This window comes from Lentzea chajnantorensis, from assembly GCF_054300775.1.
Window position 1 is genome coordinate 6,268,192 of record NZ_JBSDZT010000002.1, and the last position, 25,681, is coordinate 6,293,872.

At 72.7% G+C, this 25,681-nt stretch carries 31 protein-coding genes and 2 pseudogenes; 18 read left to right on the top strand and 15 right to left on the bottom strand.

All coding sequences use genetic code 11. From position 1 onward, the window contains the following. Nucleotides 1–2 precede the first annotated feature (2 nt). Nucleotides 3–755: a nuclear transport factor 2 family protein gene (locus tag ACVDFE_RS30370; RefSeq protein ID WP_360384914.1), complete on the bottom strand. Its 753-nt coding sequence runs from the start codon at nucleotides 753–755 to the stop codon at nucleotides 3–5. A gap of 55 nt (nucleotides 756–810) precedes the next feature. Here ACVDFE_RS30370 and ACVDFE_RS30375 point away from each other — a divergent pair, with 55 nt between their 5' ends. Then, nucleotides 811–1,647: a helix-turn-helix domain-containing protein gene (locus ACVDFE_RS30375; RefSeq protein WP_458432839.1), complete on the top strand. Its 837-nt coding sequence runs from the start codon at nucleotides 811–813 to the stop codon at nucleotides 1,645–1,647. Here ACVDFE_RS30375 and ACVDFE_RS30380 read toward each other — a convergent pair. The 8 genes from ACVDFE_RS30380 to ACVDFE_RS30415 form a co-directional block, all read right to left on the bottom strand. Continuing rightward, nucleotides 1,624–2,496, bottom strand: coding sequence for an aminoglycoside phosphotransferase family protein (locus ACVDFE_RS30380; protein WP_458432841.1), 873 nt, complete (start codon nucleotides 2,494–2,496; stop codon nucleotides 1,624–1,626). The genes ACVDFE_RS30375 and ACVDFE_RS30380 overlap by 24 nt on opposite strands. A gap of 173 nt (nucleotides 2,497–2,669) precedes the next feature. Continuing rightward, nucleotides 2,670–3,107, bottom strand: a complete 438-nt coding sequence (locus ACVDFE_RS30385) for a winged helix-turn-helix domain-containing protein (RefSeq protein WP_360384920.1) — start codon at nucleotides 3,105–3,107, stop codon at nucleotides 2,670–2,672. Nucleotides 3,108–3,117: 10 nt separating this feature from the next. Continuing rightward, nucleotides 3,118–4,050 (bottom strand): ABC transporter substrate-binding protein, encoded by a 933-nt coding sequence (locus ACVDFE_RS30390; protein WP_458432843.1) that lies wholly within the window; start codon nucleotides 4,048–4,050, stop codon nucleotides 3,118–3,120. A gap of 12 nt (nucleotides 4,051–4,062) precedes the next feature. Beyond that, nucleotides 4,063–4,812, bottom strand: a complete 750-nt coding sequence (locus tag ACVDFE_RS30395; protein ID WP_458432844.1) for an amino acid ABC transporter ATP-binding protein — start codon at nucleotides 4,810–4,812, stop codon at nucleotides 4,063–4,065. After that, nucleotides 4,809–5,684, bottom strand: a complete 876-nt coding sequence (locus tag ACVDFE_RS30400; protein WP_360384926.1) for an amino acid ABC transporter permease — start codon at nucleotides 5,682–5,684, stop codon at nucleotides 4,809–4,811. Before ACVDFE_RS30400 ends, ACVDFE_RS30395 begins: the two co-directional genes overlap by 4 nt. A gap of 104 nt (nucleotides 5,685–5,788) precedes the next feature. Further along, a complete protein-coding gene (locus ACVDFE_RS30405; RefSeq protein ID WP_458432845.1) occupies nucleotides 5,789–7,060 on the bottom strand; it encodes an LLM class flavin-dependent oxidoreductase in 1,272 nt (423 codons plus the stop codon). Then, nucleotides 7,057–7,920, bottom strand: a complete 864-nt coding sequence (locus ACVDFE_RS30410) for an LLM class flavin-dependent oxidoreductase (protein ID WP_458432846.1) — start codon at nucleotides 7,918–7,920, stop codon at nucleotides 7,057–7,059. The genes ACVDFE_RS30405 and ACVDFE_RS30410 overlap by 4 nt, the downstream gene beginning before the upstream one ends. Before the next feature lie 297 nt (nucleotides 7,921–8,217). Beyond that, nucleotides 8,218–8,658, bottom strand: a complete 441-nt coding sequence (locus ACVDFE_RS30415) for an ATP-binding protein (RefSeq protein WP_458432847.1) — start codon at nucleotides 8,656–8,658, stop codon at nucleotides 8,218–8,220. Between the two features lie 327 nt (nucleotides 8,659–8,985). Here ACVDFE_RS30415 and ACVDFE_RS30420 point away from each other — a divergent pair, with 327 nt between their 5' ends. The 4 genes and pseudogenes from ACVDFE_RS30420 (at nucleotide 8,986) to ACVDFE_RS30435 (ending at nucleotide 10,389) form a co-directional block, all read left to right on the top strand. Next, nucleotides 8,986–9,243 carry a hypothetical protein gene (locus ACVDFE_RS30420; protein ID WP_360384934.1) on the top strand — a complete coding sequence of 86 codons (258 nt, stop codon included), beginning with the start codon at nucleotides 8,986–8,988 and terminating at the stop codon, nucleotides 9,241–9,243. A 172-nt stretch (nucleotides 9,244–9,415) separates the two neighbouring features. Next, a pseudogene (locus ACVDFE_RS30425) lies at nucleotides 9,416–9,502 on the top strand (hypothetical protein); the annotation flags it as partial. Between the two features lie 262 nt (nucleotides 9,503–9,764). Further along, on the top strand, nucleotides 9,765–10,142 hold the full coding sequence (locus tag ACVDFE_RS30430; protein WP_458432849.1) for an anti-sigma factor: 378 nt from the start codon (nucleotides 9,765–9,767) through the stop codon (nucleotides 10,140–10,142). Between the two features lie 40 nt (nucleotides 10,143–10,182). Continuing rightward, complete coding sequence (locus tag ACVDFE_RS30435) at nucleotides 10,183–10,389, top strand: hypothetical protein (RefSeq protein ID WP_458432850.1); 207 nt, start codon at nucleotides 10,183–10,185, stop codon at nucleotides 10,387–10,389. Nucleotides 10,390–10,431: 42 nt separating this feature from the next. Here ACVDFE_RS30435 and ACVDFE_RS30440 read toward each other — a convergent pair whose 3' ends face one another. Further along, nucleotides 10,432–11,088: a fasciclin domain-containing protein gene (locus ACVDFE_RS30440; protein ID WP_458432852.1), complete on the bottom strand. Its 657-nt coding sequence runs from the start codon at nucleotides 11,086–11,088 to the stop codon at nucleotides 10,432–10,434. A 228-nt stretch (nucleotides 11,089–11,316) separates the two neighbouring features. Between ACVDFE_RS30440 and ACVDFE_RS30445 the strand changes: the two genes are divergently transcribed. Together ACVDFE_RS30445 and ACVDFE_RS30450 are read left to right on the top strand one after the other, a co-directional pair. Continuing rightward, nucleotides 11,317–11,781: a peroxiredoxin gene (locus ACVDFE_RS30445; RefSeq protein WP_458432854.1), complete on the top strand. Its 465-nt coding sequence runs from the start codon at nucleotides 11,317–11,319 to the stop codon at nucleotides 11,779–11,781. Nucleotides 11,782–11,825: 44 nt separating this feature from the next. After that, nucleotides 11,826–12,464, top strand: a complete 639-nt coding sequence (locus ACVDFE_RS30450) for a carbonic anhydrase (protein ID WP_458432855.1) — start codon at nucleotides 11,826–11,828, stop codon at nucleotides 12,462–12,464. Nucleotides 12,465–12,710: 246 nt separating this feature from the next. On the opposite strand, the gene ACVDFE_RS30455 is transcribed toward ACVDFE_RS30450, so the two are convergent. Further along, nucleotides 12,711–13,094 (bottom strand): Sua5 family C-terminal domain-containing protein, encoded by a 384-nt coding sequence (locus ACVDFE_RS30455; RefSeq protein WP_458432856.1) that lies wholly within the window; start codon nucleotides 13,092–13,094, stop codon nucleotides 12,711–12,713. Between the two features lie 73 nt (nucleotides 13,095–13,167). After that, nucleotides 13,168–13,689: pseudogene (locus ACVDFE_RS30460) on the bottom strand (L-threonylcarbamoyladenylate synthase); the annotation flags it as partial. A 254-nt stretch (nucleotides 13,690–13,943) separates the two neighbouring features. On the opposite strand from ACVDFE_RS30460, the gene ACVDFE_RS30465 reads away from it, so the two are divergent. The 3 genes from ACVDFE_RS30465 to ACVDFE_RS30475 all read left to right on the top strand — a co-directional run bounded on the left by ACVDFE_RS30465 (nucleotide 13,944) and on the right by ACVDFE_RS30475 (nucleotide 16,013). Beyond that, nucleotides 13,944–14,384, top strand: a complete 441-nt coding sequence (locus tag ACVDFE_RS30465) for a hypothetical protein (protein ID WP_458432857.1) — start codon at nucleotides 13,944–13,946, stop codon at nucleotides 14,382–14,384. Nucleotides 14,385–14,461: 77 nt separating this feature from the next. Continuing rightward, nucleotides 14,462–14,803, top strand: coding sequence for an STAS domain-containing protein (locus tag ACVDFE_RS30470; RefSeq protein WP_458432858.1), 342 nt, complete (start codon nucleotides 14,462–14,464; stop codon nucleotides 14,801–14,803). Nucleotides 14,804–14,876: 73 nt separating this feature from the next. Then, nucleotides 14,877–16,013: a serine/threonine-protein kinase gene (locus tag ACVDFE_RS30475; protein ID WP_458432860.1), complete on the top strand. Its 1,137-nt coding sequence runs from the start codon at nucleotides 14,877–14,879 to the stop codon at nucleotides 16,011–16,013. Between the two features lie 222 nt (nucleotides 16,014–16,235). On the opposite strand, the gene ACVDFE_RS30480 is transcribed toward ACVDFE_RS30475, so the two are convergent. Further along, nucleotides 16,236–16,664, bottom strand: a complete 429-nt coding sequence (locus tag ACVDFE_RS30480) for a DoxX family membrane protein (protein ID WP_360400356.1) — start codon at nucleotides 16,662–16,664, stop codon at nucleotides 16,236–16,238. Between the two features lie 91 nt (nucleotides 16,665–16,755). After that, nucleotides 16,756–19,605, bottom strand: coding sequence for an AfsR/SARP family transcriptional regulator (locus ACVDFE_RS30485; RefSeq protein ID WP_360400359.1), 2,850 nt, complete (start codon nucleotides 19,603–19,605; stop codon nucleotides 16,756–16,758). Nucleotides 19,606–19,729: 124 nt separating this feature from the next. On the opposite strand from ACVDFE_RS30485, the gene ACVDFE_RS30490 reads away from it, so the two are divergent. From ACVDFE_RS30490 to ACVDFE_RS30520, 7 genes are all read left to right on the top strand, one after another. Continuing rightward, nucleotides 19,730–20,188: a hypothetical protein gene (locus tag ACVDFE_RS30490; protein ID WP_360400362.1), complete on the top strand. Its 459-nt coding sequence runs from the start codon at nucleotides 19,730–19,732 to the stop codon at nucleotides 20,186–20,188. A 283-nt stretch (nucleotides 20,189–20,471) separates the two neighbouring features. Continuing rightward, nucleotides 20,472–20,762, top strand: a complete 291-nt coding sequence (locus ACVDFE_RS30495; protein WP_458434422.1) for a peptidase inhibitor family I36 protein — start codon at nucleotides 20,472–20,474, stop codon at nucleotides 20,760–20,762. 221 nt (nucleotides 20,763–20,983) lie between these two features. Continuing rightward, complete coding sequence (locus ACVDFE_RS30500) at nucleotides 20,984–21,415, top strand: hypothetical protein (protein WP_360400368.1); 432 nt, start codon at nucleotides 20,984–20,986, stop codon at nucleotides 21,413–21,415. Continuing rightward, nucleotides 21,412–22,647, top strand: coding sequence for a PPE domain-containing protein (locus tag ACVDFE_RS30505; protein WP_458432863.1), 1,236 nt, complete (start codon nucleotides 21,412–21,414; stop codon nucleotides 22,645–22,647). The genes ACVDFE_RS30500 and ACVDFE_RS30505 overlap by 4 nt, the downstream gene beginning before the upstream one ends. Then, nucleotides 22,644–22,916, top strand: coding sequence for a type VII secretion target (locus tag ACVDFE_RS30510; RefSeq protein WP_458432864.1), 273 nt, complete (start codon nucleotides 22,644–22,646; stop codon nucleotides 22,914–22,916). Before ACVDFE_RS30505 ends, ACVDFE_RS30510 begins: the two co-directional genes overlap by 4 nt. Further along, nucleotides 22,909–23,580, top strand: a complete 672-nt coding sequence (locus tag ACVDFE_RS30515) for a hypothetical protein (protein ID WP_458432865.1) — start codon at nucleotides 22,909–22,911, stop codon at nucleotides 23,578–23,580. The genes ACVDFE_RS30510 and ACVDFE_RS30515 overlap by 8 nt, the downstream gene beginning before the upstream one ends. Before the next feature lie 35 nt (nucleotides 23,581–23,615). Then, on the top strand, nucleotides 23,616–24,185 hold the full coding sequence (locus ACVDFE_RS30520) for a hypothetical protein (RefSeq protein ID WP_360400380.1): 570 nt from the start codon (nucleotides 23,616–23,618) through the stop codon (nucleotides 24,183–24,185). Here the strand turns inward: ACVDFE_RS30520 and ACVDFE_RS30525 are convergent. Continuing rightward, on the bottom strand, nucleotides 24,100–24,876 hold the full coding sequence (locus tag ACVDFE_RS30525; RefSeq protein ID WP_458432867.1) for a helix-turn-helix domain-containing protein: 777 nt from the start codon (nucleotides 24,874–24,876) through the stop codon (nucleotides 24,100–24,102). The two genes, ACVDFE_RS30520 and ACVDFE_RS30525, sit on opposite strands and share 86 nt — an antisense overlap. Nucleotides 24,877–24,904: 28 nt before the next feature. Between ACVDFE_RS30525 and ACVDFE_RS30530 the strand changes: the two genes are divergently transcribed. Beyond that, a complete protein-coding gene (locus tag ACVDFE_RS30530; RefSeq protein WP_458432869.1) occupies nucleotides 24,905–25,678 on the top strand; it encodes an ESX secretion-associated protein EspG in 774 nt (257 codons plus the stop codon). Nucleotides 25,679–25,681: the final 3 nt, after the last annotated feature.

Here is a 25,681-nt window from a genome sequence, read left to right on the forward strand (position 1 = left end):
GCTCAGAACAGGCCGTTGCCGTGCGGGAGCTCCGCGGGCACCGGGGTGATCACGTCCCAGTGCTCGACGATCCGGCCGTCCGCGACCCGGAAGAGGTCCCAGTACGCGACCGGCTCGCCGAACTCGCCCTCGGACTGCAGCAGCACCAGGTCGCCCTCGGCCACGACCCGGTGCACGGTCTTGTAGACGAGGTGGCGGCCCTGCTCGGCCCACCGCGCGGCGGCGGCGCCGAACCCGTCGAGCCCGTCGGCGGCCTCGGGGTTGTGCTGCAGGTAGGTCTCGGTGGAGATGTAGTCGGTGAGCACGGAGTAGTCGGCGTCCTGCAGCACGCGCTGCGCGAACTCGGCGACCAACGCGCGGTTGTGCTCGGTGCCGGTGCCGGCGGGCCCCGCCGGACCGTCCGTCTGGGACCGTCCGCTCACCGTCGGATCGACGACCGGCGTGAGCGCGTCCCAGTGCTCGGCGAGCTTGCCGTCCTCGACCCGGAACAGGTCGAACGCGACCAGCGGCTGCGGCCCGAAGCCGTGGTAGACGCCGTGCAGCGCAACGAGATCGCCGTCGGCGACCACACGGGCCGGTTCGTAGCGGAAGCCGTCCGGCAGGCTCGCGACGAGCCCGCGCAACGCCTCGGGTCCGTCGCCGATGAGCGCGCTGTGCTGGCGGTAGTCCGGTGCGACCCAGCGGTCCACAGCGGACGGGTCCCTGTCGCCGAACAGCTCGCCGGTGGCCTTGAGCACGAGTTCCTTGGTGTCCATGCGGAGAACTCTGCCGCTCCGGCAGCCGCCGGACGAGGTAGGATCCGGCTTCACCATGGTCAGAAGTGGACAGCTTGCCGAGTTCGGCTTCAGCAACCCCGACCGGCCGAGGCTGGGGCTGGAGGTGCTGGAACTCGCGCAGCTTCGCGGCAGGCTCAGCGAGAAAACCCTGCTCCAGGTGCACAGGACCGACTTCCACCAGCTCTTCGCGATCACCGCCGGGCGGGGTTCGTGCATGGTCGATTTCGTGGACCACCCGTGCGCGCCGGGCACCGTGCTGCACGTCAGCCCCGGCCGGGTGCTGCGGTTGCCCGCCGGGGCGTTGAAGGCGCACGCCGTGCTGTTCACGCCCGCGTTCCCGCCGCCGCTGGACGGCGCCCGTCCGCTGCTCAGCCCGTTCGGCCCGGTGCGGTGGCAGGTGCCGGCCGGTGACCGGGCCGCGCTGGACCGGTCGGCCCGCGACCTGCGTGCCGAGTACCGGCGGGTGGTCGGGTCCGGTGAGCCGGTCGACCTGCTGCGTCAGCTCGCGGGCGTGCTCCTGCTGCGGGTCGCCCGGCTGCCCGCGGACACCGGCGGACCCGGCGACCCGCGGTTCGAGCGGTTCCAGCAGGAGCTGGAGCGGTCGTTCGCCCGCAGCCGCAACGCCGCCGACTACGCGGCGCGGGTCGGCTACTCGCTGCGCGGCCTGAACCGGATCTGCGTCGCGGCGACCGGCCGTTCGGCCAAGGCGCTGATCGACGCGCGGGTGGCGTTGGAGGCCAAGCGCCTGCTGGTGCACACCGACCTGTCGGCGGCGGCGATCGGGCACCGGCTGGGGTTCAGCGAGGCCACGAACTTCGCGAAGTTCTTCACCCGCGAGGCGGGCGTGTCACCCGGCGCGTTCCGCCAGTAGCTGCTCGATCGTCCTGCTCGCGATCCCGGCGAGGAACGGGTTGGTGTCGCGGTAGTACGGCAGCGCGAGCACGGCCAGGTGCAGCGCCCAGCCGCGTGCGCGGGCCCAGGTGGCGTCGTCGAACTCGGCCAGCTCGCGCCGGAACGCCCTGCGGCCGCGGTCGTCGAGGTAGAGCCAGGCCGTCATGAGGTCCGCCGCGGGGTCACCGACACCGGCGGCGCCCCAGTCGATCACGCCGGTCAGCACCCCGCCGGTGAACAGCAGGTTGCCCTCGTGCAGGTCGGCGTGCAGCCAGCGGGCCGGCCGGTCCCAGCGCGGCGCGGCGAGCGCCTCCTCCCACAGGGCGACCAGCCGCGGGTCACCGCCCAGCTCCGCGATGCACCGGCGCACCGGTTCGTCGTCACGCGCGGCGTCCGTTCGTCCGCGGTAGTCGGTCCACGGCCGCCCGGTGGCTTCGACGTCGTGCAGCGCGTGGACCAGTTCGGCCAGGCGGAACGGGGTGTCGCGGGCGACGGCCTCGACCGGTGCGGTGGTGCCGCCGAGCCAGCGCACCACCGACCACTGCGCCGGGTAGCGCTCGGTGGGTTCCCCGAGTGCGAGCGGTTCCGGCACGGCGACCGGGAGGTGCGGTGCGACCACGGGAACGGTGGCAGCCTCCTTGACCGCGTCGTCCCTGGACCACTCGCGCCGCGGCAGCCGCACGGCCAGCTCGTCGCCGAGCCGGTACATCGCGTTGCCGGTGCCGCCGTCCCCGACCGCGCGGATCGGCAACCCGTGCCAGTGCGGGAACTGCGCGCGGACCAGTTCGTCCACGAGGGACACGTCCGTGGCGATCACGCCGTCGAGCATCGACCAACTCCCCCAGCGACCCGGTGTGCCGATGCAACACCGGGGCCGCCGGGGAGAGCAACCGATTTAGCACCGGAACCAGAGCGCGCCCCCTCTGGAACCGGCGATTCGTGGTGGCCGGGTGAACGGCGAAGCGGTGGCCTCCCGCAGCGGCACCGGGAGGCCACCGGGTCTCATCCCGCGCGGCGGTCGGCCAGCCGCACGACGTCCGCGGCGCGTTCGACCCGCACCCGCCCCGCGGCCACCAGGTAGCCGACGCCGCGCACGGTCTGGACCACCTCACCGGCGGCACCGAGCTTCTGCCGCACGCGGCGCACGTGGACGTCGACCGTGCGGCCACCGCTGTGGTCGTCGTCGACGCCCCACACCGCGGACATCAGCTCGCGGCGGCGGTGCACCCGGTCGGGGTGCTCGCACAGGTGCAGCAGCAGGTCGAACTCCAGCCGGGTCAGCTCGATCGTCCTGCCCTGGAAGACGACCTGCCGGGCGTGCGGCAGGATCCGCACGTCGGGGTCGGGTTCCGCGGTCACCAGGCCCACGTCCTTCAACGCCCCGAGCAGCCGCGCCGCGGCCTGGTCGTCGTCGGTCTCGATGGTCAGCACAAGTCGCACGACAGCCCTCTCACGACGTCTTCGGCAGGCCGGGAGGGTTGACCTCCGAGGTCGGCACCGCCTCGTCGGCCAGTCCCCAGCGCTTCAGCACCTCCGCGTACTTGCCGTTCGCGATCAGCTGGTTGAGCGCCTCCTGCACGGGGACGACCAACCCGTTGCCCTTCAGCGTGGTCACCGCGATCTTGCCCTGCACCGCGGCGCCGCCGGAGAAGGTGCCGATCACCTCGGTCTGCCCGGACACCGCCGCGTGGTAGGCGGCGGTGGGGTTCGGGCCGAGGTAGGCGTCGATGCGGCCGGACTGCAGCGCCAGGTAGTAGTCGGAGGAGTTCTGGAAGTACTTGACGTCGGTGGCCTTCAGGCCGTCCGCCACGTTCCTGGTGCTCCAGTCGACGAGGATCTTCTCCTGGTTCGTGCCGGAGGTCACCGCGATCACCTTGCCCGCGACGTCCTTGGGCTCCCGCACCTTCCAGGTGCCGCCCTTCTTCGCCTCGAACGCGAGCGTGTCGAGCCGGTAGGTGGCGAAGTCGTACTTCTCCTTGCGGGCCTCGGTCACCGTGATGTTCGACAGGCCCACGTCCACGGCACCGCTGTCGATGCCGACGAACAGGTTCTCCCACGACGAGGTCTCCAGCCGCGGTCTGAGCCCCAGCACGTTCGCGACGAGGTGGGCGATGTCGGTCTCCACCCCGATCACCGTCCGGTCGTCGGTGGCGTAGAACCGCAGTGGCGGCGCTGTGCCCGTCGATCCGCCGACCACCAGCTCACCCCGGGAGCGGAACTCCTCCGGCACCTTGGCGGCGATCTTGTCGTCCTTCGCCGCCGTGACCCGGTTCTGGTCGGGACCCAGGCTGACGCTCAGGCCCGACACGGTGGCGGGCTCGCTCTCCGCCGTTCCACAGGCCGCCAGCACCAGCACCAGACCGGCGAGAAGTGACTTGCGCACAACAGACTCCCTTCACAGCACCTTGGACAGGAAAGCGCGGGTGCGCTCGTGGACCGGGTGGTCGAGCACCTGCGCCGGCGGGCCCTCCTCGACGACCACTCCCCCGTCGAGGAAGACGACGCGGTCGGCCACCTCGCGGGCGAAACCGACCTCGTGGGTGACGACGACCATCGTGGTGCCGGAGCGGGCCAGGTCGCGCAGCACGTCGAGGACCTCGCCGACCAGCTCGGGGTCGAGCGCGGAGGTGGGTTCGTCGAACAGCACGACCTTCGGCCGGGTGGCCAGCGCGCGGGCGATCGCGACCCGTTGCTGCTGGCCGCCCGAGAGCTGCCGCGGGTACGCGTCCTCCTTGTCCGCCAGGCCGACCCGCGCGAGCAGGGCGCGTCCCTCCGCGTGGATCTCGTCGCGCGCCCGGCCGTGGGCGAGCGGCGCCTCGACGACGTTCTGCAGCGCGGTCAGGTGCGGGAAGAGGTTGAAGTTCTGGAACACGAACCCGATCTGCGCGCGTTGCCGGAGCACCTCGCGCTCCTTGAGCTCGTACAGCCTGCGCCCGGAGCGCCGGTAGCCGACCAGCGCGCCGTCGATGCTGATGAACCCGCGGTCGACCTTCTCCAGGTGGTTGATCGTCCGCAGCAGCGTCGACTTGCCGGAACCCGACGGGCCCAGCACCACCACGACCTCGCCGGCCGCGACCTCCAGCGACACCCCGCGCAGCACCTCGGTGACGCCGAAGCTCTTGTGCACGCCCAGCACCTCGATCACCGGCGGGCTCCTCGCGCGAAGTACCGCTCGACGTGGTGCTGACCGATCGAGAGCAGCGTGGTCAGGACGATGTACCAGACGGTCGCGACCATCAGCAGGGCCACGACCCGCGCGTTGCGGCCGTAGATCACCTGCACCTGGTAGAACAGCTCGCCGATCGCCATCACCGAGACGACCGAGGTGCCCTTGAACAGGCTGATCACCTCGTTGGCCGCGTTGGGCAGGATGGCGCGCATCGCCTGCGGCAGAACGATCCTGCGCAGCTGCCGGGACCTGGGGATGCCCAGTGCGGCCGCGGCCTCCAGCTGGCCGGGCTCGACCGAGATCACGCCGGAGCGCACGATCTCGGCGGCGTAGGCGGCCTGGTGCAGCGCGAGCCCGAGGACGGCGGCGCCCATCGGGCTGATCAGCTGCACGGTCTCGAAGGAGTACAGCTCCGGGCCGAACGGGATGCCGACCGACAACCGCTGGTAGAGGTAGGAGATGTTGAACCAGAACAACAACTGCACGATCAGCGGGATCGACCGGAACGCCCACACGTACGTCCAGCCGACGCCCTGCAGGAACGGGCTGCGGGACAACCGCAGCAGCGCCACCGCGATGCCCAGCGCGAAGCCGAGCACCGTCCCGAGCACGGTGAGCACGATCGTGGTGCCCACCGCGCGCAGGACGGACTCGGCGGTGAAGTAGCGGGCGAACGTCGGCCAGTCCCAGCCCGGGTTGGTGACCAGGCCGTGCACGAACTGGGCGACGAGGACCAGCACGACCGCGACGCCCACCCACCGCCACGGGTGGCGGGCCGGCACGACCGACAGGGCAGCCAGATCGTCCGATCTGTCCTTTGTGGACGGTGGAGCGAGAGCAGAGGACATGGCGGGTCCTTGTCGGCCGGGTGGGTCAGAACGGGGCGCGTGGCGCGGAACTCACCGTAGGTACCGGCCGATCAGGGGAGCAAGGGCGTCCACGTGGTGAACAACTATCGGACACCGAGGTGATCGCGCAGTGTCGGGCCGGTGTAGTCGGTGCGGAAGACACCGCGCTCCTGCAACAGCGGCACCACCGTGTCGGCGAACTCGTCGAGCCCGCCGGGGGTCACGTGCGGCACCAGGATGAAGCCGTCCGCCGCGTCCTGCTGCACCAGGTCGTCGATCTGCGTGGCGACGCTCGCCGCCGACCCCGTGAACGTCTGCCGCGCGCTCACGTCGATCACCAGGTCGCGGATCGACAGGTTCTTCGCCGCGGCCTTCTCCCGCCACTCGCGCACGGTGGCGGCGGGGTCCTTGAACATCCGCACGCTGGCCCGGCCGCGCGCGATGGTGTTCTCGCCGACGAGCGGCTCGACCTCGGGCAGCGGCCCGTCCGGGTCGTAGGAGCTCAGGTCGCGGTTCCAGACCTGTTCGAGGAACCGGATCGCGGTCGCGCCGCTGACCTGCTGACGCCGCACCACGGCGGCCTTCTCCTGCGCGTCGGCGTCGGTGTCGCCGAGCACGAACGTGGCCGCGGGCAGGATCTTGAGCTGCTCCGGTGACCGCCCGTACCGCGCGAGCCGCCCCTTGACGTCGCGGTAGAACCGCTGCCCCTCCTCCAGGGTGGCGTAGCGGGAGAAGATGGCGTCCGCGGTGGCGGCGGCGAACTCGCGGCCCTCCTCCGAGTCACCGGCCTGCAGGATCACCGGACGGCCCTGGGGCGAGCGGGGCACGCCGAACGTGCCGCTGATGTCGAAGTGCCGGTCCCGGTGCTCGAACGTGCCGACACCGGTGTCGAAGAGCTTCCAGGCCGTGCGCAGGAACGACTCGGCCCTGCTGTAGCGGTCCTCCTGGGCCAGGAAACCGCCGCGGCGGAAGTTCTCGCCGGTGAACGCGTCCCACGACGTGACGACGTTCCACGCCGCCCGCCCGTCCGACAGGTGGTCGAGCGAGGCGAACTGCCGCGCCACCTCGTAGGGTTCGTTGAACGTCGAGTTGATCGTGCCGGCAAGCCCGAGCCGGTCGGTGACGGCCGCGAGCGCCGCCAGCACGGTGAACGTGTCCGGCCGGCCGACCACGTCCAGGTCGTGGATCTGCCCGCCCTGCTCGCGCAGCCGCAGTCCCTCCGCCAGGAAGAAGAAGTCGAACTTCGCCCGTTCCGCCGTCTGCGCCAGGTGGACGAACGACGAGAACTCGATGTGGCTGCCGGCCTGCGGGTCGCTCCAGACCGTGGTGTTGTTCACGCCGGGGAAGTGCGCGGCGAGGTGGATCTGCTTGGTCATCGCGCGCTCCCTGCGGCGTAGCGGTTCTCCGGACGGGCCAGGCCGAGGTGCCCGCGCAGTGTCGTGTGCTCGTACTCGGTGCGGAACACCCCGCGCTCCCGCAGCCGCGGGACCAGCTCGCGGGTGACCGTGTGCAGGTCGCCGTGCAGCCGGAACCCGGCGAAGCCCTCCTCCTGCCAGCGCAGCAGCTCGTCGGGCGTCACCGTCGCGTCGACGTCCCGGTACACGAGCCGGTCGGACGCGGAGGCGTTGTCGGAGAACACGATGTCCGCGAACCCCGGCTCGGTCGCGGCCACCGGCGGGTGGCCCTGCGGCGGCCGCGGCGTGATCGACGGGCCGCGGACGCTGAACCACCTGCCCTCGAAGTCGATGTGGTGCAGCTTCTCCCGGTCGATGAACCGCCCGGTGGCGACGTCGCGGATCTCCGCGTCGTCCTCCCAGCTGTCCCACAACCGCCGCAGCACCTCGGCGTAGTCGGCGGCCTCCTCCCACAGCTCGTCAGCCGTGCCGACGTCCCGCCGCCCGAAGTGCCCGGCGTGCACCGGATCGGGCGCGACGTCGAGCAACACGCCGCCGCGTCCGCCGCTCACGTGGTCCAGCGTCGCAACCGCCTTCGACACGTGGAACGGCTCGGTGTGCGTGACGACCGCGGTGGGCAGCAGCCCGATCCGGCTGGTCAGCGGTGCGACCCGAGCGGCGATCAGCACCGCGTCGAGCCCCGGTGCGCCACCGAGCGCGTCGTCGAACGTCACGAAGTCCAGCTTGGCGTCCTCCGCCTCGCGCACGAGCCCCGCCCAGTACCGCGCGGTGAGCTCGCCGGTCACGGGCAGTGCGACGGCCAGGTGCAGTGGTGCGACCACCGGTCCCCCTCTCGTCGGGTCCTCGCAGTCTGGCCGCGCGGGAGGGGGCCGCGCTGTGACGGCCACCAGGTGAGAAGGATCGCGTGATCGGGAATATTTCGACGCTTGCGCGCTCCCCGTCCGGTGTCGCGGTCTTGCGCATGTCGACTCGAAAGGGCGTGTGCGCCCTCGCGCTGGGAGCGGGCTTGCGGCTCGCTGGGCGGAAGTCGAGGCGCACAACGACAAAGGTTTCGCGCCGACGTTCGCGGTCGGCACCAACGGCGTGCGGAGCCCGCTCGCCGACCGGGTGCGCGGCGACTACGGCGCCTGGCCGGGCCGGGGGTCCTGGGCGGTGTCCCGGCCGGCGGGAACGGTGGCGAACACCGTCTTGCCCCCGGCGGCCAGCGGCCTGGTGCCCCACTCGCCGGCGAGCCCCTCGATCATCACGATGCCCCGGCCCCGGTCGCCGGCCAGTCGTGAGGACCCGTGCACGGGCGGCAGCGCGGAGTCGTCGTCGACCTCGACGACGACCTCGCCGGACGTCTTGTCGAGGAAGACCCGCAGCCGGCCGGTGCCGGACGTGTGGTCCAGGACGTTGCAGACCAGCTCCGTCACGACCAGCAGGACGTCGAAGCGGTGCCGTTCGCCGAGGTCGGCCAGGACCTCGGCGACACTCTCCCGCAGCTCCGGGGTGGCGGTCTCGGGCGTGACGGGCAAGTCCAGGACGAGCAACAGCGGATCTTCGTCGGCGGGCGCCACGGAAGCCTCCAGATGACCACGCTCGGAACCACCGGAGGACTCCGTCGCGCTACCTGCGACCAGCGGCAAAGCCAGACGACCCCACCCTAGCCCCCGTACGGCCGTCCGGCCGATCGCACGCGGTTGCGCGGAAGTCCGCGGCGCGTGGGGTAGGGTCGGGATCGTTGGGGTTCCAGTTGCCGGCATCCAGCCGCCGCGGACCCCTCCTGCCCGGTCCGGCGCTGTACCTCCGGCCGGAGATTGGAGCACCGGCTTGTCGCCGGATCGCCCGCACGACCTGCTCGCACCGCTCCTCCCGGGTACCTCGTCGGTCGGGCAGGTGCGCTCATGACCCGACCCGACAGCACCAAGGGAGCAGCCGTCTGCTTCGCCGAGGCCCGCGTCGCCGCGGAACACGCGGAGGCCGCTCAGCAGCGCCAGGCCGCGCGCCGGGTGGCGGAGCACTCCCGTGACGTGGACGACTGCCGCGACCTGCTGCTGATGCTGGGCCTGGCGGCCGCCGCCGGCTCCCGTTCCGCTCGCCAGGACCGCGTCCAGGCGTTCCCGGGCGTCTCCTCGGAGGCGTCCGCGCTGACCAGCCCGTGAAATTCGAGGTCTGGTCCGGCCTGAAGGAACCGCAGGCCGTGACCGTCCACGTTCTCCAGGGCTGACCACAGGGCGGTGCACCTCCCGGGGTGCACCGCCCTCGTGCTCACTCCACTTCGGACTCCGGTGCGGCGGCAGCAATCCGATCACCGGACGGCTTCGAAGAACGGTCGTGAAACCGGGACGACCACGTGCGATCAACCCGCACCTGCTGACCGGTGCTCACGCACTCGGCGCGCTGCCCGACGCCGAGCGGGCCTCGTTCGAGGCGCACCTGGACCGGTGCCCGGCCTGCACGGACGAGGTGACCGGCCTGCGGGGCACTGCCGCACGACTCGGCCTCGCCGCAAGCCAGACCGTCCCCGTCGCCCTGCGGCCACGGGTGCTGGACGCGGTCGGCCAGGTCCGGCAGGTGCCGCCGTTCTCCGAGGTCAGGTCCGAGCTTCTCCCGGCGCCAAGGCCTGCGGCGGGCCGCGGCGATCATCTCGGTCGCGTGCGCGGCCGCCGCCGTCGTGGGCGGTGTGCACGGTGCGCTGACCCCGGAGACCACCACCGCCGTCGCCGTGTCGCCGCACTCCGCGACGGGCGACCTGCTGGCGGCACCGGACCTGCGGCTCGTCACCGCACCGGCGTGCACCGCGGCGATCTCGCAGAGCCGTGACGCGATGCTGTTCATGGTCGATGACCTGCGCACCCTGCCCCGCGATCGGGCGTACCAGCTGTGGCTGGTCGACCGCCACGGGCCCCGATCGGCGGGCGTGCTGCGCGCACCGGCTCGGTCGGCGTCGATGCTCGTCACCGGGATCGCGGGAGCCCGCGAGGCCCTGCTCACCGTCGAGCCGGCCGGCGGGTCACCGAGCCCGACCAGCGCCGCCGTTCTCACCGTCGACCTGGCCTGACCCGCCAATCCGGTGCGCTCGGCGCACCGAATCCCGGGGCGTGACCGATCGCGTCCTCGCCGTCTTCGACGACCTCGACGCCTGCGTCATCACGAGGTCGGTGCGGCTGCTGAACCACGGCGCCGTGATCGTGGTGCACCTGCGCGAACCGGCGAACCGGCCGCTGTTCCGGCTCTCCGACACGACGACGGTCCACATCGGACCGTTCGACGAGCGGACATGGGGGAACTCCGGGAACCGCCTGTGACAGCGCGGTTCCCGGAGTCGCGGTACTGCTGCTCTGGAGATGTCAGGCAGGCAGCAGGACCGTGTCGATGAGGTACACGGTCGCGTTCGCGGTCTTCACGCCGCCGCAGATCACGTTGGCGTCGTTGGCCTTGATCGCGTTACCGGAACCGGACACCTTCACCACGCCACCCTCGACCGTCTTCTGGTCGCCGGCGATCTTGTCGGGCGCGATCTGGCCGGGCACCACGTGGTAGGTCAGGATCTTGGTCAGCAGGGCGTCGTCGGTCTTGAGCTTCTCGATCGTCGCGGCGTCGATCTTCGCGAACGCCGAGTCGACCGGCGCGAACACGGTGAACTCGGCGCCGTTGAGCGTCGAGACCAGGTCGACCTTCGGGTTGAGCTTGCCGGACACGGCGCTGACCAGCGTCGTGAGCAGCGGGTTGTTGCTCGCGGCGACGGCGACCGGGTCGGCGGCCATGCCCGCGACGGAACCGGCACCCGACGGCACCTGCTTCGCGTAGTCGGCACAGCCGGGGCCGACGAGGTTCGAGGCGGGGTCGGCCATCGCCGACGAGGACGGCGGTGCCATCGAGGTCGCCGACGTGGTCGCGGTGGTGGAGCTCGAGCTGGCCATGTCACCCGAGCCACAGGCCGCACCGAAGAGGGCGAGCGAGGCGGCGCCGACGGCCAGGACGGTCTTGCGGACGGTCTTGTTCATGACGGGACATCTCCAAGGGGTTTCGAGCAGTTGATGTGAGTAGTTCGCACCGCATGGCCGATCGGATGGGTGCGGTTATCGGTTCGTTACCGAAGAATCCGCAAATCGCGCGCGACCTGCACAAATGAGTTTTTCGTCCACAGTGGACGCACAACCGGCGTGGAATCCCGTCTGTCATGCACTCTTCCGTGGACCAATCCATACTCGGTACGGACCCGAAGACCCCGGGTGGAACAAGGAGACATCGCACCCGACTTCACCCTCACCGACGACAACGGCGAACCGCGCACCCTGTCGGCCTTCCTGGCCACGGGCCCGGTCGTGCTGTTCTTCTACCCCGCGGCGATGACCGGCGGCTGCACCGAGGAGAGCTGCCACTTCCGCGACCTGGCGGCGGAGTTCGGCGAGGTCGGCGCACACCGGATCGGCATCAGCCCGGACACCGTGTCCAAACAGCGCACGTTCGCCACCACCTACGGCTTCGACTACCCGCTTCTGTCCGATGCGGACGGTGCGGTCGCGAAGCAGTTCGGCGTGTGGCGGCGGTTCAGCCCGCTGCGCGCGAAGCGGCGCACGTTCGTCATCGACATCGACCGCACGGTGCTCCGCCTGATCAAGGGCGAGCTGAACTTCACCGTTCACGCCGACGAGGCCCTCGCGGTCCTGCGAACGCGCACGGCCGAAATGTCTTGACCCGGCCAGTCGGCACGGCGCCGGATTTCACCTAGTCTGTGATCATGGCCGAGCTGACCTCCCCGACGCCCCAGGAAGCCTTCGAGTTGCTGCTGTCGGGCAACCACCGGTTCGTCGCCGGTACGCCCGAGCACCCGAACCAGGACGCGACCCGCCGCACCGAGATCGCACCGGCGCAGCGCCCGTTCGCCGTGCTGTTCGGGTGCTCGGACTCGCGACTGGCCGCCGAGATCATCTTCGACCGCGGTCTGGGCGACCTGTTCGTGGTCCGCACAGCGGGCCACGTCGTCGGTGCCGAGGTGATCGGCAGCGTCGAGTACGGCGTGGACGTGCTGGACTGCCCGCTCGTCGTGGTCCTCGGCCACGACGCCTGCGGTGCGGTCGCCGCCGCCTGCGCGGCCCTCGACGAGGGCGCGGTGCCCGCCGGGTACATCCGCGACGTCGTCGAACGGGTGACCCCCAGCGTGCTGGCGGCACGCGCCGCCGGCCGCGTGGAGGCCGACGAGGTCCTCGCCGAACACGTCAGCCGCACCGTGGACCTGCTGCTCGACCGCTCCCGCCTGCTCGCCGACCGGGTCGCCGCAGGCAAGGCGGCCGTCGTCGGCCTCTGCTACCGGCTCGCCGACGGCAGCGCACGCCTGGTCGCGGCGCGTGGGCTGGACGTTCCGGTCACGGCGGACTAGCCACGACCGCCGGTGGGACTCCTGCAGTTGGGGCGTCCTGCTGTCGGCGGGAGTCCTGCGGTTGGGGCGTCCGTCACGACGGCATGGCCTGGTGTCGGCGGGAGTCACGCGACCAGGGCATCCCGCCACCGACCGGACTCACGCGGCCCGGGGCGTCCCCGTCACAGCGGACATCCGCCGCCGACTGGACGCCCCGCCATGAGCCGAACTCCCGCCACGTCCGCGTCCACCCCCGGCCGCGCCGCCTCAGTCGGTCGGCCGGGGTCCCGCGGCGCGGTGCAGCCGGTTGGCGATGGCGAGCCCCAGCCCGGCCTCCTCCGGCGGCGAGGCCACGACGACGTCGCAGTCCCGCTGGTCGAGCTCCCGCAGGAAGCCGTACAGCCCCCGCGCGTAGGCGGCGTCCGAGTCGGGGACGCGCACCACGGCGTGCACGTCCGGCTCGGCACCGGCGTAGGACGCGGGCACCAGCACCCCCACCCGGTGCCCCATGCCCTGCACGAGCTCCGCCTCGGCGACGACCTGCTCCGGCTCGACGAGGACGACCCGTGCCCGCGGCGCGTAGTGCGAGGGGTGCTGGCCCGGCACCCGGACGCTGCTGGTCGAGTGCACCGCCACGGGCACGCCCAGCACCTCTTCGAGGCTCCTCCCGGGTCACGCCGCCGGGCCGGAGCACGCTCGGGACGTCACCGGTGGCGTCGACGATGGTCGACTCGACGCCGACCGCGCAGGGGCCGCCGTCCAGGACGAGGTCGACGGCGTCGCCGAGCTCCGCGCGGACGTGGTCGGCCGTGGTGGGGCTGACCGAGCCGAAGCGGTTCGCGGAGGGGGCCGCCACGCCGCCGCCGAACGCCGAGAGCAGCGCCAGCGCCACGGGGTGGTCGGGCACGCGCAGGGCCACCGTCTCCAGGCCGCCCGTCGCCTCCAGCGGTACTCGGGCACCGCGGCGCAGGACCAGCGTCAGCGGTCCCGGCCAGAACCGCTCCGCCAGCAGCCGCGCGGTGGCGGGCACGTCCTCCGCCCAGTCGGCCAACTGGCCGGCGCTGCCGATGTGGACGATCAGCGGGTGCGTGGGCGGGCGGCCCTTGGCCTCGAACACGCGGCGCACCGCGGCCGGGTCCTCGGCGTTCGCGCCCAGGCCGTAGACGGTCTCCGTGGGAAGGGCCACCAGGCCTCCGGCGCGGAGCACGCCGACCGCCTTCTCGATGTCGTTGGTTCCTGCTGACACCGGACGATCCTCCCACCCGGCGCGACCTCACCCCGCGGCACGGGTGGAGGCGGGGGGCGCGGCCTGCCGGTCACGCCCCCGCCGATGTCGACCGCCCGACGCCCCGGTCCACCGGCGCCTGACGGGACTCCTCTCACCGCACGCGGCGAGAATGCCCGGACCGCACCCGGCCAACCACGCTCCGGTACACACTTTCGTGTGCGATCAGTGCTGCTCAGGCCTGTGAAGGCGGTGCCGTTCGTATCGTCGCCGGAGTGGGAGACGAACGGTCAGCCGGGCAGGACGTGTCGGACCTGGGCATCGAGATGCTGCCCGTCGCGCTGGCGAACCTGCGCGCCGAGCTCGCCGAGGCCCGCGGCTTCATCAGCGACCTGGCCGGGATGGCACCGGAGCAGGCCGACAGCTCGTGGTGCGACCGGCTCGACGACGAGTACCGCGACGCGGGTGCCGGGCAGGCGGCGATGGCGCGGCAGCTGGAGCGGTGGCGCCGGGACCACCCGGACGCCGCCGGGCTGGACGAGCTCGCCGCGCTCGTCGCCGACGTCGAGCCCGTCCGCCAGGAACTGCTGCGGCAGCTCGCACGGCTGCGCTGTGCGCGAGCCGTCCCCGATCCGCGCCAGGCCCCCGATCCGCGCCAGGCCCCCGACCCGCGCCTAGCCCCCGACGCACGTCTGACCGCGCCGGACGAGGCCTGACCCACACCGCCCGTTGATCGACAACCCGTGCCCGGCGTGACAGGCTGGAAACGGGGATCTCGGGAGGAGTGACACCAGTGGAAGCCAAGACCGACCTGCGGGACAACGCAGTGGTCCTCCAGATCACCGGCGAGGTCGACACCTACACCGCGCCGCTGCTGCGCGAGCACCTGGACGAGGCGTTCGCCCAGGCCGCGGACCGCCGGCTCGCGGTGGTGCTGAACGTGACGGACGTGTCGTTCATGGCGTCGTCCGGGCTGTCCGTGCTGGTCGAGTACCACCTGCGCGGCGTCGACAAGGGCACACCGCTGCGGGTCGTGGCACCGGCCGGGAGCGTCCTGCGGGCCCTGCGCGCGACCACGCTGAACGAGATGATCGAGCTGCACGCCAGCGTGCCGGAGGCACTTTCCGGCCGCTGAGGCCGAAAAAGATGTTTGCGCTCGAAGAATGCGGGAACCAGGCAGGCAGCCGACAGCCGACAGGAAGGCCGCCATGCCGCCGGACCGCCTCCTCGCCGATAGGTACGTGCTCGCCGAGTTGCTGGGCACGGGTGGCATGGCCGACGTCCACCGCGCCTGGGACACCCGGCTGCAACGGCACGTGGCGGTCAAGCTGTTCCACAACGGCTCCGAGGTCTCCCACGAGCGGAGGTTCGACAACGAGGTCAGAACCCTGGCCTCGCTGTCGCACCCCAGGCTCGTGGACGTGCACGACGCCGGGACGAGCGACGGCACACCGTTCGTCGTCCTCCAGCTCATCGACGGCTGCACGCTGCGCGAGCGCATCAACAGCGCCCCGCTGACGGTCGGTGAGGTCCGCCTGCTCGGCGCCGACCTGGCCGAGGCGCTCGCCCACGTGCACGAGACGGGCGTGGTGCACCGCGACATCAAGCCGTCCAACATCCTGCTCGACGAGGACGGCAACGCCCACCTCGCCGACTTCGGCCTCGCCCGCCTGGTCGGCACGACCCGGCTCACCAGGTCCGACCAGGTCGTCGGCACCGCCGCCTACCTGGCACCGGAACAGGTGCGCGGCGAGGACCCCGGCAGCGCCGTCGACGTCTACGCGCTCGGCCTGGTCCTGCTCGAATGCCTCACCGGCCGCCGCGAGTTCGAAGGCAGCGAGATCGAGTCGGCCGTCGCCCGCCTGCACCGCCGGCCCGCGGTCCCCGACGACCTCCCCACCGACCTGCACCGCCTGCTGACGCTGATGACCTCGCTGTCCCCACGTCGCCGCCCGACCGCCGCGGACTGCGCCCGCATCCTGCGTGCTTCTGACGACTCGGCCACGCACATCGCCCTGCCGCAGCCCCGGCGCCGCCTGCACCACGTCCTCAAGGCCGCGGCCGTGGCGATCCTGGTCGCCACGGCCGGTCTGACCGCGGTCGTGCTGGCACCGCAGCCGCCCGTGGAGTCCGCACCCGCCCCGTCCACGCCGTCGGCTCCCGCCGCGACGACCACCGCTCCCCCCGCAGCGGTTCCGGTGCCGGTGGCGGTGGCGGTGGAGCAACAGGCCGAGGTCACCAGCCCGCAGCAGGTCCAGCCCGTCCCCCAGCCGAAGGCGGGCAAGCCCGCGTCGCCACCCGGCAAGAAGGCCGAGAAGGCCAAGGGCCCGCACGGCAAGCGCTGACGGTCACCGCTGCCGCTGGCGCTCCTTCCACCAGTTCACGGCGAACCCCGCGGCCAGGAGGGCGACGGGGACGAGGAGGATCCAGGGGCTGTCCGGAACGTGGTCGTACCGTCCGGAAACTTCAGCAAGGATGACCATGGACCCGGCGTACCCCCGTGCCGCGAACCGGCAAACACGGGGGCGTCCAGGTGGCCGAACGGACTGCTCCGCCCGGCCACCCGGCTACGACCTGGCCGACGACGGCGCTACCCGCGGAGCCGTGGGTCGCAACATCGGCACGAACGCGTCCCGGTGCACCCAGGCCAGGTGGACCTCGGCCGCCGCGAGCACCACGGCGAGCACCGCACCACTGGGCTCCAGCAGCACGTGGAACCCGAAGATCCCGACCACCAGCGGCGCCAGCAGCGCCAGTGCGAGCGGCACGAACCTGTTGACCAGCAACATGATCCCGGCCACCAGCTCGACGACCTTGGTGACGGGCACGATGAACCCGCTCTCCCCCAGCGCGGTGGCGAACGCGACCGCCTCGGCCGACATGCCGTCGGTCGACTGCGACCCGATCCCGAACAGGCCGGTGAACCCGGAGAACGCGAACAGCGCTCCGAACAACACCCGCACGACAACGTTGATGTACTTCACGGTCTTCCCCATGCGGATCATCCTGGAACCTCCACGAAACTGGAGGTAAAGGCCTGTTCGCCCGCAGCAGAAGGCACTGGCCGGGCGCACGGGGGGTCAGGACTCATCCGGTTCCCGTCAGCACCTGCCTGTCCAACGTCCGCACCAGGTCGTGTGCGCGGCCGAGGTGGCGTTCGGCGGCGCCGGGAGCACCGTGCCGCAGTTCCAGCTCCCCCAACGCTTGCAGGCACTCGGCCTCGTTGCGGCGGTCGCCGTTGCGGCGGAAGACGCCGGCGGCGCGTTCGAGGGCGGGACCGGCCCTGGTGGGGTCGTCGAGGCCGGCGTACACGCTGCCGATGCGCTGCTCGGCGTAGGCGGCGCAGCGCTCGTCTCCGATCTCGTTGAAGATGGTGAGCGCCTGGACGAGGCAGCGCAGCGCCTCCGTGCTGTTGCCGCAGGTCTGCCGGTACTGGCTCATCGTCCGCAGGATCACGGCCTCGCGGTGCCGGTCGCCGAGCTCCCGCGCGATGCGCAACCCGTCCGCGATCACGGCGCCGGCGTGGCAGCCGTGGCCCTGCTGGAACCACATGAAGCCGATCGAGCTGCGCAGCTGGGCCTGCATGGGCGGGTGCCCGACCCGGTCGAGCAGGGCCAGCGCGTCACCGGCGCAGCGCAGGGCGAGGTCGGTGCGGTCGAGCACGCGCCACACGGTGGACAGGCCGGCCAGTGCGAGCGCCTCCCCGCGCCGGTCGCCGAGGTCGCGGTACAGCCGCAGGGACTCCTCCAGCGCCGTCCGCGCCTCGTCCAGCTCGTCGAGGTAGACGTGGACCTGGCCGATGCCCTGCAGCAGCGCGGCCTGGCCGTGCGCGTTGCCCGCGGCACGGGTGGCGTCGAGCGCGATCCGGTGGCTGCGCCGCCAGTCCTGGTAGAGGCTGCGGTGGTCGTAGTACGGCACGAACGCGAGTGCGAGCTCCCACACGAGCTCGTCGAGTCCCCATTCGGCGCCGAGCTCCACGGCCCGCAGCAACGTCGCCCGTTCGACGTCGAACCACGCGACCGGGTCGGCCACGACGTGGTCCGGCTGCCAGCGGTCCGACCGTCCGGGGGTGTGCTGGAACAACGCGGGGTGGAACAGGTCGCGGGCCTGCTCGGCCAGGGCGAGCCAGGCGCCCAGCACCCGCCGCACGGCGGCACGGCGTTCGGTCTCGCTGTAGTGGTCGGCGGCGGCGCGGGCGGCGTAGGTGCGCAGCAGGTCGTGCAGCCGGTACCGGGGTTGGCCCGCCGCGTCGGTGCCGACCAGGCGGAGCAGGTTGGCGTCGACGAGGGCGTCCAGCACGTCCTCGGCGTCGCGCTCACCGGTGAGCGCGCCGACCACCCACCCCGGCAGGGTCTCCGCGCCGAGCAGGCCCATCAGCCGGAACGCCCGTCCGGCCGCCTCGGGCAGCTGCCGCACGCTCAGCTGGAAGCTGGCCCGCACGTCGAGGTCGCCCACGCGCAGCTCGGCCAGCCGGCGGGACTCGTCCTCCAGCCGTTCGCGCAGGAGCCCCAGCGTCCACGCGCCGCGGCTGGCGAGGCGTGCCCCGGCGATCCGGATGGCCAGCGGGAGGTACCCGCACAGGCGGACGATCGCGTCCGACGCCTCCGGTTCGCGGTCGATCCGGTCCGCGCCACCGACCCGCGCCAGCAGCGTGCGGGCGTCGGCGGGAGGCAGCACGTCCAGCTCGACGTGGTGCGCGCCCTCCAGGTCGGTGAGCCACCGCCTGCTGGTCACGAGCACCGCGCACCCGTCGGACGGCGGCAGCAGCGGCCGCACCTGACCCGCACCGGCGGCGTCGTCGAGCAGCACCAGCACCCGGCGCCCGGCGAGCCGGGAGCGGTACAGGCCGGCCCGCTCGTGCAGGCTGTCCGGCATCACCGCGTCGGTGACGCCCAGCGCGCGCAGCAGCTCCGCGAGCAGCGCCGCGGGATCTCTCGGCACGGCGGCCGTGCCCGCCAGGTCCAGGTACAGCTGGCCGTCGGGGAACCGCTCGCGCGCACGGTGGCCGGCCTTGACGGCGAGCATCGACTTGCCGGTGCCGGGAGCGCCGACGACCACCGGCACCCGTCCACCGGTGAGCAGCCCGAGCACCGCGTCCAGTGCCGTCTCCCGGCCGGTGAAGTCGGCGATGTCGGCCGGCAGCTGGCGCGGCTGCCGGGTCTCCGGCTCGCGGATGGCGCTCACCAGGTCGAGCGCCGGGTCGGCCCGCAGCACCTGGGCGTGCACGCGTTGCAGGCGGTGGCCGGGGTTGGCGCCGAGCTCGTCGGCGAGGAGCCGGCGGACGTCCTCGTACACGGCGAGGGCGTCGGCTTGGCGTTCACCGCGGTACAGCCCGATCATCAGCAGTTCGCGCACCCGTTCCCGGTACGGGTGCTCGGCCGCGAGGCGGGACAGCTCGGCGACGGCGAGGCCGTGCTCACCGCGCAGGAGGTCCAGCTCGGCCAGGTCTTCGAGGGCGGCCAGGCGGTACTCCTCCAGCCGGATGCGCTCGGTCTCCGCCGCGGGCGTGTCGATGCCGCTGAACGCCGGTCCCCGCCACAGCGCCACGGCCTGCGACAGCCGTTGCCACGCGGAGGCGAGGTCACCGTCGTTCCTGGTCGTCCGCGCCTGGGCCAGACCTCGGGCGAACACGGCGCTGTCGAGCTGTTCGGGCGCCACCCGCAGCCGGTACCCCGAGCCCACCGTCTCCAGCACGCCGCCGTCGTCACCCAGCGACCGGCGCAGGTCGCCGACGCACTTCTGCACGAGGTTGAGCGCGCTGCGCGGCGGTCTCGTCCCCCAGGCGCACTCGATGATCCGGTCGCGGTCCACGCAATCGTTCGCGTGCAACAACAACAGCCCGAGGACCTGGCAGCTCTTCCCGGGCCTGAGCCCTACCGCGTCCGATCCCCTCCACACGACCACGGGTCCGAGGACCCCGAACCGAAGATCTGGCATCGCGCTGTCCCTCCCCGTCGCCAACGGTACGCCGACCAGTGACTTTCCGTGAGATTTCCGTGACGGTGCAGCACCGCCCTGCACAGTCCTGAGCAGACCGGAAACCGTTGCGAAGGGGACAGCGATGAGCTTCGTCGGAAGAGCAGCACGATCGGTGATGACCGCACTGCCGCTGGCCGCCGTGGTGGTGGGCGCGGGGGTCGTGTCGGCGGCACCCGCGAACGCGGCGGTGTCGTGTTCGGGCACCATCAGCTACAGCGACACCATCGGCGGCGTCGGTGAGCTGACGATCTTCTACAACAGCTCCGACGGCGGCACGAACAGCGCCTGCTTCTACCACCGGGGCGCGGCCTACGGGGTAGCCGCACCGACCTACGTCCGGACCTTCCGCTGCGTCGAGAGCAGCGGCGAGGGCCAGCCCTGCACGATCGACCGCTCCTCCACCCCGGACCTGGACAACTACCGCTACTACGCGGGGCCCAGGGGCGTCACGGGCACGGCCAGCCGCTGCGTGGCCGCCGTCGGCTACATCGACTGGCACGGCTTCCGCTACCAGATCAGCAGCGGCCGGCAGGGCTGCTGACCGGCACCGGGTCCGCACGTCACGTCCGACCACCAGCGAGGAGAGATCATGTTCGGGAAGTCCATTCGCAACTGCGGGATCGCCGCCGCCGTCATCGGGCTCATCGCGGCGGTCCCCGTCCAGGCCGGCGCGGCACCGGGGGTGCGGGCGTCGTTCGAGGGGCGGACCATCAACCTGGCCCGGAGCTGGGACGGCGCGCAGGTCTGCGCCGAGCTTCGCCCTCGGCGACGTCCGCTGTTTCCGGACGCCGCAGCAACTCGCCGCCGCCACGCGCGAGGCCGGCATCGCGGCGGCGGAGGACTGCAAGAACACGTGGGTCTGCCTCTGGGCCGACATCAACCACACCGGCAGGCGGCTGCAGTGGAACCTGCCGGGCAAGAAGAAGCTCGCCGACTGGGGGTTCCGCGACCAGGCCAGCAGCGGGGCGCTGCACCGCATCCAGGGCGGGGCGACGCTGGTCAACTACCGCACCGCGCTCCCGAACCAGGAGGCGTTCCTGCGCGCGGGCGGCATCTACTCCGACTTCCGCGAGTTCGGCTGGAACGACAAGGCCGACGAGATCCAGGTCGGATAGGTCGCGGTCGCTTTCGCCGGCCATCGGGAGAACGTCGGCCCGCGGTGCTCCCCGGCCCTTTCCTGAATTCGCCATTCGACATCCTTGGCGGCAGTTTTGCCCACGCGCGCAGCTTTCGTGCCGATCCGCGCACCCGGTACTGGATCTTCCGGCCGCATCCGGACACCATGTACCGAACCGTCGGAACGAGGGAGTGTGCGCCCGTGGTCAGGGTGGGCAGCATGGACGAGGCCGAGCGCCTCAAGAATTCGCTGCGGGACGGGAGCGTCGCCGAGGTCGTGGGGTCGGCCGCCGGCATCGGTGTGGGCGGCCTGGTGGGCGTCCCGACGACCGGTGCGGACCGCATCGAGGTCGACCCCGCCGACTTCGACCAGGCCATTCGCCAGCTGCACCGGCGCAGGGACGAGCTGGCGGGGCACCTCGCGGACAGCGCCGTGCTGGCGGCACCGCTGCCGGACGGCAAGGGGCCGGTCGCACGGCAGATGCGCAAGGCGTTCGGGCTGCGGGCCCGCGACGTCGAGGGTGGCGTGCGGGCCGCGTTGCAGTCCTACGTGCAGCAGCTCGACCTCGTGATCGACGCGCTGGAGAACGTGAAGAAAATGCACGTTGCCGTTGACGAGAACACCGCGGCGGCATTCAAGGGGCAGGCATGAGCGGGCGCGACAAGGGTTACCACTCCGAGGAGCACAAACCCACCGCGAAGCAGCTCAGGCGCGAGCGGAGGCGCAGCAGGGAACGCCGCGCGAACCTGCGCGAGGAGGCGTTCGACTCCGGGACCATCCGCTGGGAGGTCTACACCCACCAGCAGATGTGGAACATGGTGCACTCGGCTGACCTGCCGGGGATGTCCGTGCGGACCGCTCAGTGGCAGGAGCTCGCACCGCAGCTGCGCCACACCTCGCGCGCCGTGCAGGAGGTCGTCAACCGGCTGACCGCGTCGTGGCGCGGGCCCTCGGCCGAGCTCGCGGCCCAGGCGGCGACGGCGCTGACGTCGTGGGGCGAGACGGTCGGCGACTCCGCCGAGCGGGTCGCCAGGGGCATGGACACCTACACGACGGTGCTCCAGGAGACCAAGCGGCGGCTGCCTGAACCCGTGCACTACTGGGCGGAACGGCACTTCCGGGAGGGCTACGACGTCAAGGTGGCCGACGGGCCGCAGGGGCTGAACCTGCTCGAACAGCTCACCGACGACCACATGCCGACCAAGACCGAGGCGCGCAACGCCAAGGCCGAGGCGGTGGCCGTCATGCAGGTCTACGAGAACGAGAGCCGGCACACCCGCTCCACGCTGCCGGTGTTCGACACGGCACCGCCGACCGCGCAGCAACCGGGTCCCACCACACCGCCGCCCACGGTGGTCCTGGGGCCCGACCCCGTCCCGCGCCCCGATCCGGCGCCGAGGCCGGGGCCGACGCCCACGCCGCAACCACCGGAGCAGGTACCGGACGTTCCGGTGCCGCCCGCCGCCGACGACGACACGGGTGTGGCCTCGGTCGGCCCTTCCGCCACGGGAACGCTCAACGGCACGACGACGTTCGGTGGACCGTTCGGCACCTCTGGACCTCAGGGAACGCACGGGACGCACGGCTTCCTCGGCGGCGCGTCCGGCGGCACGTCCGGTGGCACCGCGCCGGGGACGCCGGGCGCCGGACCGGGAGTGCCCGGCGGCGCCACCGGTGTGCTCGGCCAGCAGGCCGGCCGGGGCACCGCGGCGGGCTTGGGCGGCCGCGGATCGGCCGGTGTCCCCGGAACGCCGGGGTACGGCATGGCGCCGCCGTTCGGTGGCGGCAACGACGAGGAACGCCACCACACCAACCGGTACGCGGAGAAGATGGACCTCCTCGACGACATCCCGCCGGGTGCGCCGCCGGTGCTGGGCGAATGAGCGACGGCTACGTCACCGACGTCGCCGCGGTGCGGGCCGCGGCGACCCGGCTGGACGGCACGGCCGCCGAGGTCGAGGCGGTGACCACCGCACTCGGCCAGGGCTCCGGCGGCGACCTCGGCCCCGGCGTCACGGCGGCGGCGGACGAGCTGCTGCGGTCGTGGGCGGACCGGACCGCGGCGCTGCGCACCGAGCTCGCCGAGGCCGCCGACGAGCTGCGCGCGGCCGGTGCCGCCTACCGCGACGCCGACGAGCTGCACCATGGCTGACTACCGGGGCCTCGGGTTCGACCCGGTGCCGGGCGATCCGGGCGCCGTCGCCGCGGCGAGCGACCGCTGCCGCCACCGCGTCGAGGTCCCGCCGCCGCCCACCGGGTGGACGGGCGCGGCGGCGGACGCGTTCACGGCACGGCTCGCGCAGGTGCGCGACGAGCTCGAAACCGCGCAGCGCACCCTCGGGGCGGCTGCCGATGCGTTGGACGACTGGGCGGGGACGGTGCTGGCGAACCAGCGCAGGGCCGAGGAGCTGGACCGGCGCGCACGCGCGCTGCGGGGTGCGGTCGACGACGCGGACAACGCCGTGGTGATCGCGTCGTTCCGCGGCGGACCGGAGCACGTGGCCGCCGCCGCGCGGCTGGAGGAGCTGCGCGGCGAGCTCGACGGCGTGCTCGCGGCCGCCCGCGACCTGGAGGCCGACCACCGCAGCGCCGCCCGGCGGGTCGAGGAGCGGTTGCGCCGCCTCGTCTCCGGCGGTGTCGAGGCGGCCGGGCACGTGCCGAGCCGCGCCGACCTGTTCGACGGGATCGTCCGTGCGTTGAACGACCACTCGGCGCTGGCCGGTGCGCTGGCCGGTGTGCTGGTCACGACGCCGCGCACCGCAGGCACACCGGCGGGCGGGGCGGCCGCCTTCGCGTCGGCACTCGGTCAGCGGTGAGACTCACGCCGGTACGGGGCGTCATCCCGGTCGCAGTGGGCTCGGTCGAGACGACCTCCGCCGAGCTGTTGGCGTTGCTGCGGCAGCTGCGCGGCCCAGACCGGGCACGTGACCCCGGCCTGGAGGTCGCGGCGACGCAGGCCGCCGAGCTGGCCCAGCGCCACCACGCGAGCTTCGTGGCGGTCGTCGAGCACCGCGACGCCGACCCTGCGGTCCTGGTGGCCGGACTGGTCGCGGTGGAGCGCGCGCTCAGCGCGGAGGCCGCGGAGGAGCTGTGCTTCCACCTCGCCGACGCCGGTGGCCCCGGCATCAAGGAGCTGACCACCGCCACGACCGGCACCGGCTACCCGGTGGCGATCGTCGAGCGGGTTCCGGTCGACGGCGTCGGGGCGCAGCTCCAGATCGTCGTGCCCGACCCGGCGCGCCCGCGGATCGCCGTGTTCACCCTGCACTCCCCCAGCGGGCGCGGGTGGCTGGAGCTGGCGGGCATCACCGGGCGGTTCGTGAACGGGGTGGAGTTCACCTCGCCAGAGCGCGCCGGCGGTACTCCGTCGGCGGCTGCCCGACCAGCGCGCGGAAGGCCCGGGAGAAGTGCGTCGCACTGACGAACCCGCAGTCGCGGGAGATCTCACCGACACCGCGGTCGGCCTTCGCCGGGTCGGCCAGCAGCGCCTTGGCGCGGTCGATGCGCAGCACCTTGATCCGCTCGGCGACGTTCGGCTCCCCCTCGAACACCTGGTAGAGGCGGCGCAGCGAGATGTTCAGCGCCTTGGCGACCTGCCCCGGCGTCAGGTCCGGCTCACCGAGGTGCGCGCGGATGTGCTCGAGCGCGGCACGCCGGTGCCCGGTGGCGATGTCGGCGCGTTCCAGCTCCTCGCGCAACGCGCTGCGCAGCACCAGCTCCGCCAGCCCGACCAGGTGGTGCGCCGCGCCCACCGGGTCCAGCACGTCGCGCGCGGTGACGAGGTGCCCGACCGCGCTCGCGAACGCGCTGCGCAGACCGGCACCGACCGCGACGGGCTGGAACATCAGCGGCCGCAGCTCGCGCACCCCCGTCGACAGCCGGGTCTCCGGCACGGTCAGCATGATCGCGCCGACCGGCAGCACGTGCAGCGAGCAGTCGCCGAACACGTGCACGGCCTCCGGCAGCGACCGGTGCACCGGGCACCTCATCAGCAACTGGACGGCCGCCGGCGTCCGCGCGGACGGCGCACCGGTGAACGCGGCTTTCGCCGCGGCGGCACCGGAAGCACGCACGACCAGCACACCGCTCGCGACCTCTGCGTCGTGCTGCACGCGGTCAAGACTAACCACGGGAGTCCTCATGGCACGGCGTTTGCCCGCAACCGGCACGGTGGTCCTGTCCCACCTGGAGTTCGACCTGGTGTGGGAGGACCTCGGCTTCGGTGACCTGCCCGCCGCGCTCGACGTGCCGTCCCACGGCGCCACCGAGGACGAGCGCGACCAGCTGGCCGTGGACGTGTTCGCGGAACTGGCCCGCGCCGGCCTGGCGGACGACCACGGCGACGTCGTCCCCGAGCTGGAGGAGCTGCTCGGGATGCTGCGCCACCACGCGGTGTCCGTCGACGCCCTGGTGTTCGGCGACCAGCCGTGGCGCGTCCTGGCCGCGGTCAGGGGCAGCCGCGGCGTGCTCGCCGTGCTGAACAACGAGGAGCTGGCCCTCGAACCCATCGCGCGCACCGACCTCGTGCGGGCGGTGGCGAAGCTGCTCGGCGACCACCCGGCCGGACCGGGCGACCAGGTGCGGCTGCCGCGCCCGGCGTACTCGGCGGCCCTGCGCGGACACGTGGAGAGCGGGTACCACGGCCTGGAACGGGCCCTGGCCGACGCGGGTGTGCGCGGCAGCGCGATGCGCCCGCTCATCACCATCGCGGAGGCGGGCCGGCTCGGGGCGGGGCAGCTGGCCGTGACCGGCAGTCGCGGGCGCTCTCCGGTGCTCACCTGGTCGGACACCAGGGCGGGCCGGTACGTCATCACGACCGAGGCCATCCGCGACGAGCAGTGGGTCCGGGTGGTGCCCGCCGACCTGGCCTGGATCACCCGGCGCCTCACCGACATGCTGGCCGAGGCCTCGTAGTCC

Bases quoted from the DNA above. Each gene is read 5' to 3' on its own strand.
- ACVDFE_RS30370 (WP_360384914.1), bottom strand. From the start codon at position 755: ATGGACACCAAGGAACTCGTGCTCAAGGCCACCGGCGAGCTGTTCGGC.
- ACVDFE_RS30375 (WP_458432839.1), top strand. From the start codon at position 811: ATGGTCAGAAGTGGACAGCTTGCCGAGTTCGGCTTCAGCAACCCCGAC.
- ACVDFE_RS30380 (WP_458432841.1), bottom strand. From the start codon at position 2,496: ATGCTCGACGGCGTGATCGCCACGGACGTGTCCCTCGTGGACGAACTG.
- ACVDFE_RS30400 (WP_360384926.1), bottom strand. From the start codon at position 5,684: ATGTCCTCTGCTCTCGCTCCACCGTCCACAAAGGACAGATCGGACGAT.
- ACVDFE_RS30405 (WP_458432845.1), bottom strand. From the start codon at position 7,060: ATGACCAAGCAGATCCACCTCGCCGCGCACTTCCCCGGCGTGAACAAC.
- ACVDFE_RS30420 (WP_360384934.1), top strand. From the start codon at position 8,986: ATGACCCGACCCGACAGCACCAAGGGAGCAGCCGTCTGCTTCGCCGAG.
- ACVDFE_RS30440 (WP_458432852.1), bottom strand. From the start codon at position 11,088: ATGAACAAGACCGTCCGCAAGACCGTCCTGGCCGTCGGCGCCGCCTCG.
- ACVDFE_RS30450 (WP_458432855.1), top strand. From the start codon at position 11,826: ATGGCCGAGCTGACCTCCCCGACGCCCCAGGAAGCCTTCGAGTTGCTG.
- ACVDFE_RS30475 (WP_458432860.1), top strand. From the start codon at position 14,877: ATGCCGCCGGACCGCCTCCTCGCCGATAGGTACGTGCTCGCCGAGTTG.
- ACVDFE_RS30480 (WP_360400356.1), bottom strand. From the start codon at position 16,664: ATGGGGAAGACCGTGAAGTACATCAACGTTGTCGTGCGGGTGTTGTTC.
- ACVDFE_RS30485 (WP_360400359.1), bottom strand. From the start codon at position 19,605: ATGCCAGATCTTCGGTTCGGGGTCCTCGGACCCGTGGTCGTGTGGAGG.
- ACVDFE_RS30490 (WP_360400362.1), top strand. From the start codon at position 19,730: ATGAGCTTCGTCGGAAGAGCAGCACGATCGGTGATGACCGCACTGCCG.
- ACVDFE_RS30500 (WP_360400368.1), top strand. From the start codon at position 20,984: ATGGACGAGGCCGAGCGCCTCAAGAATTCGCTGCGGGACGGGAGCGTC.
- ACVDFE_RS30505 (WP_458432863.1), top strand. From the start codon at position 21,412: ATGAGCGGGCGCGACAAGGGTTACCACTCCGAGGAGCACAAACCCACC.
- ACVDFE_RS30510 (WP_458432864.1), top strand. From the start codon at position 22,644: ATGAGCGACGGCTACGTCACCGACGTCGCCGCGGTGCGGGCCGCGGCG.
- ACVDFE_RS30515 (WP_458432865.1), top strand. From the start codon at position 22,909: ATGGCTGACTACCGGGGCCTCGGGTTCGACCCGGTGCCGGGCGATCCG.
- ACVDFE_RS30530 (WP_458432869.1), top strand. From the start codon at position 24,905: ATGGCACGGCGTTTGCCCGCAACCGGCACGGTGGTCCTGTCCCACCTG.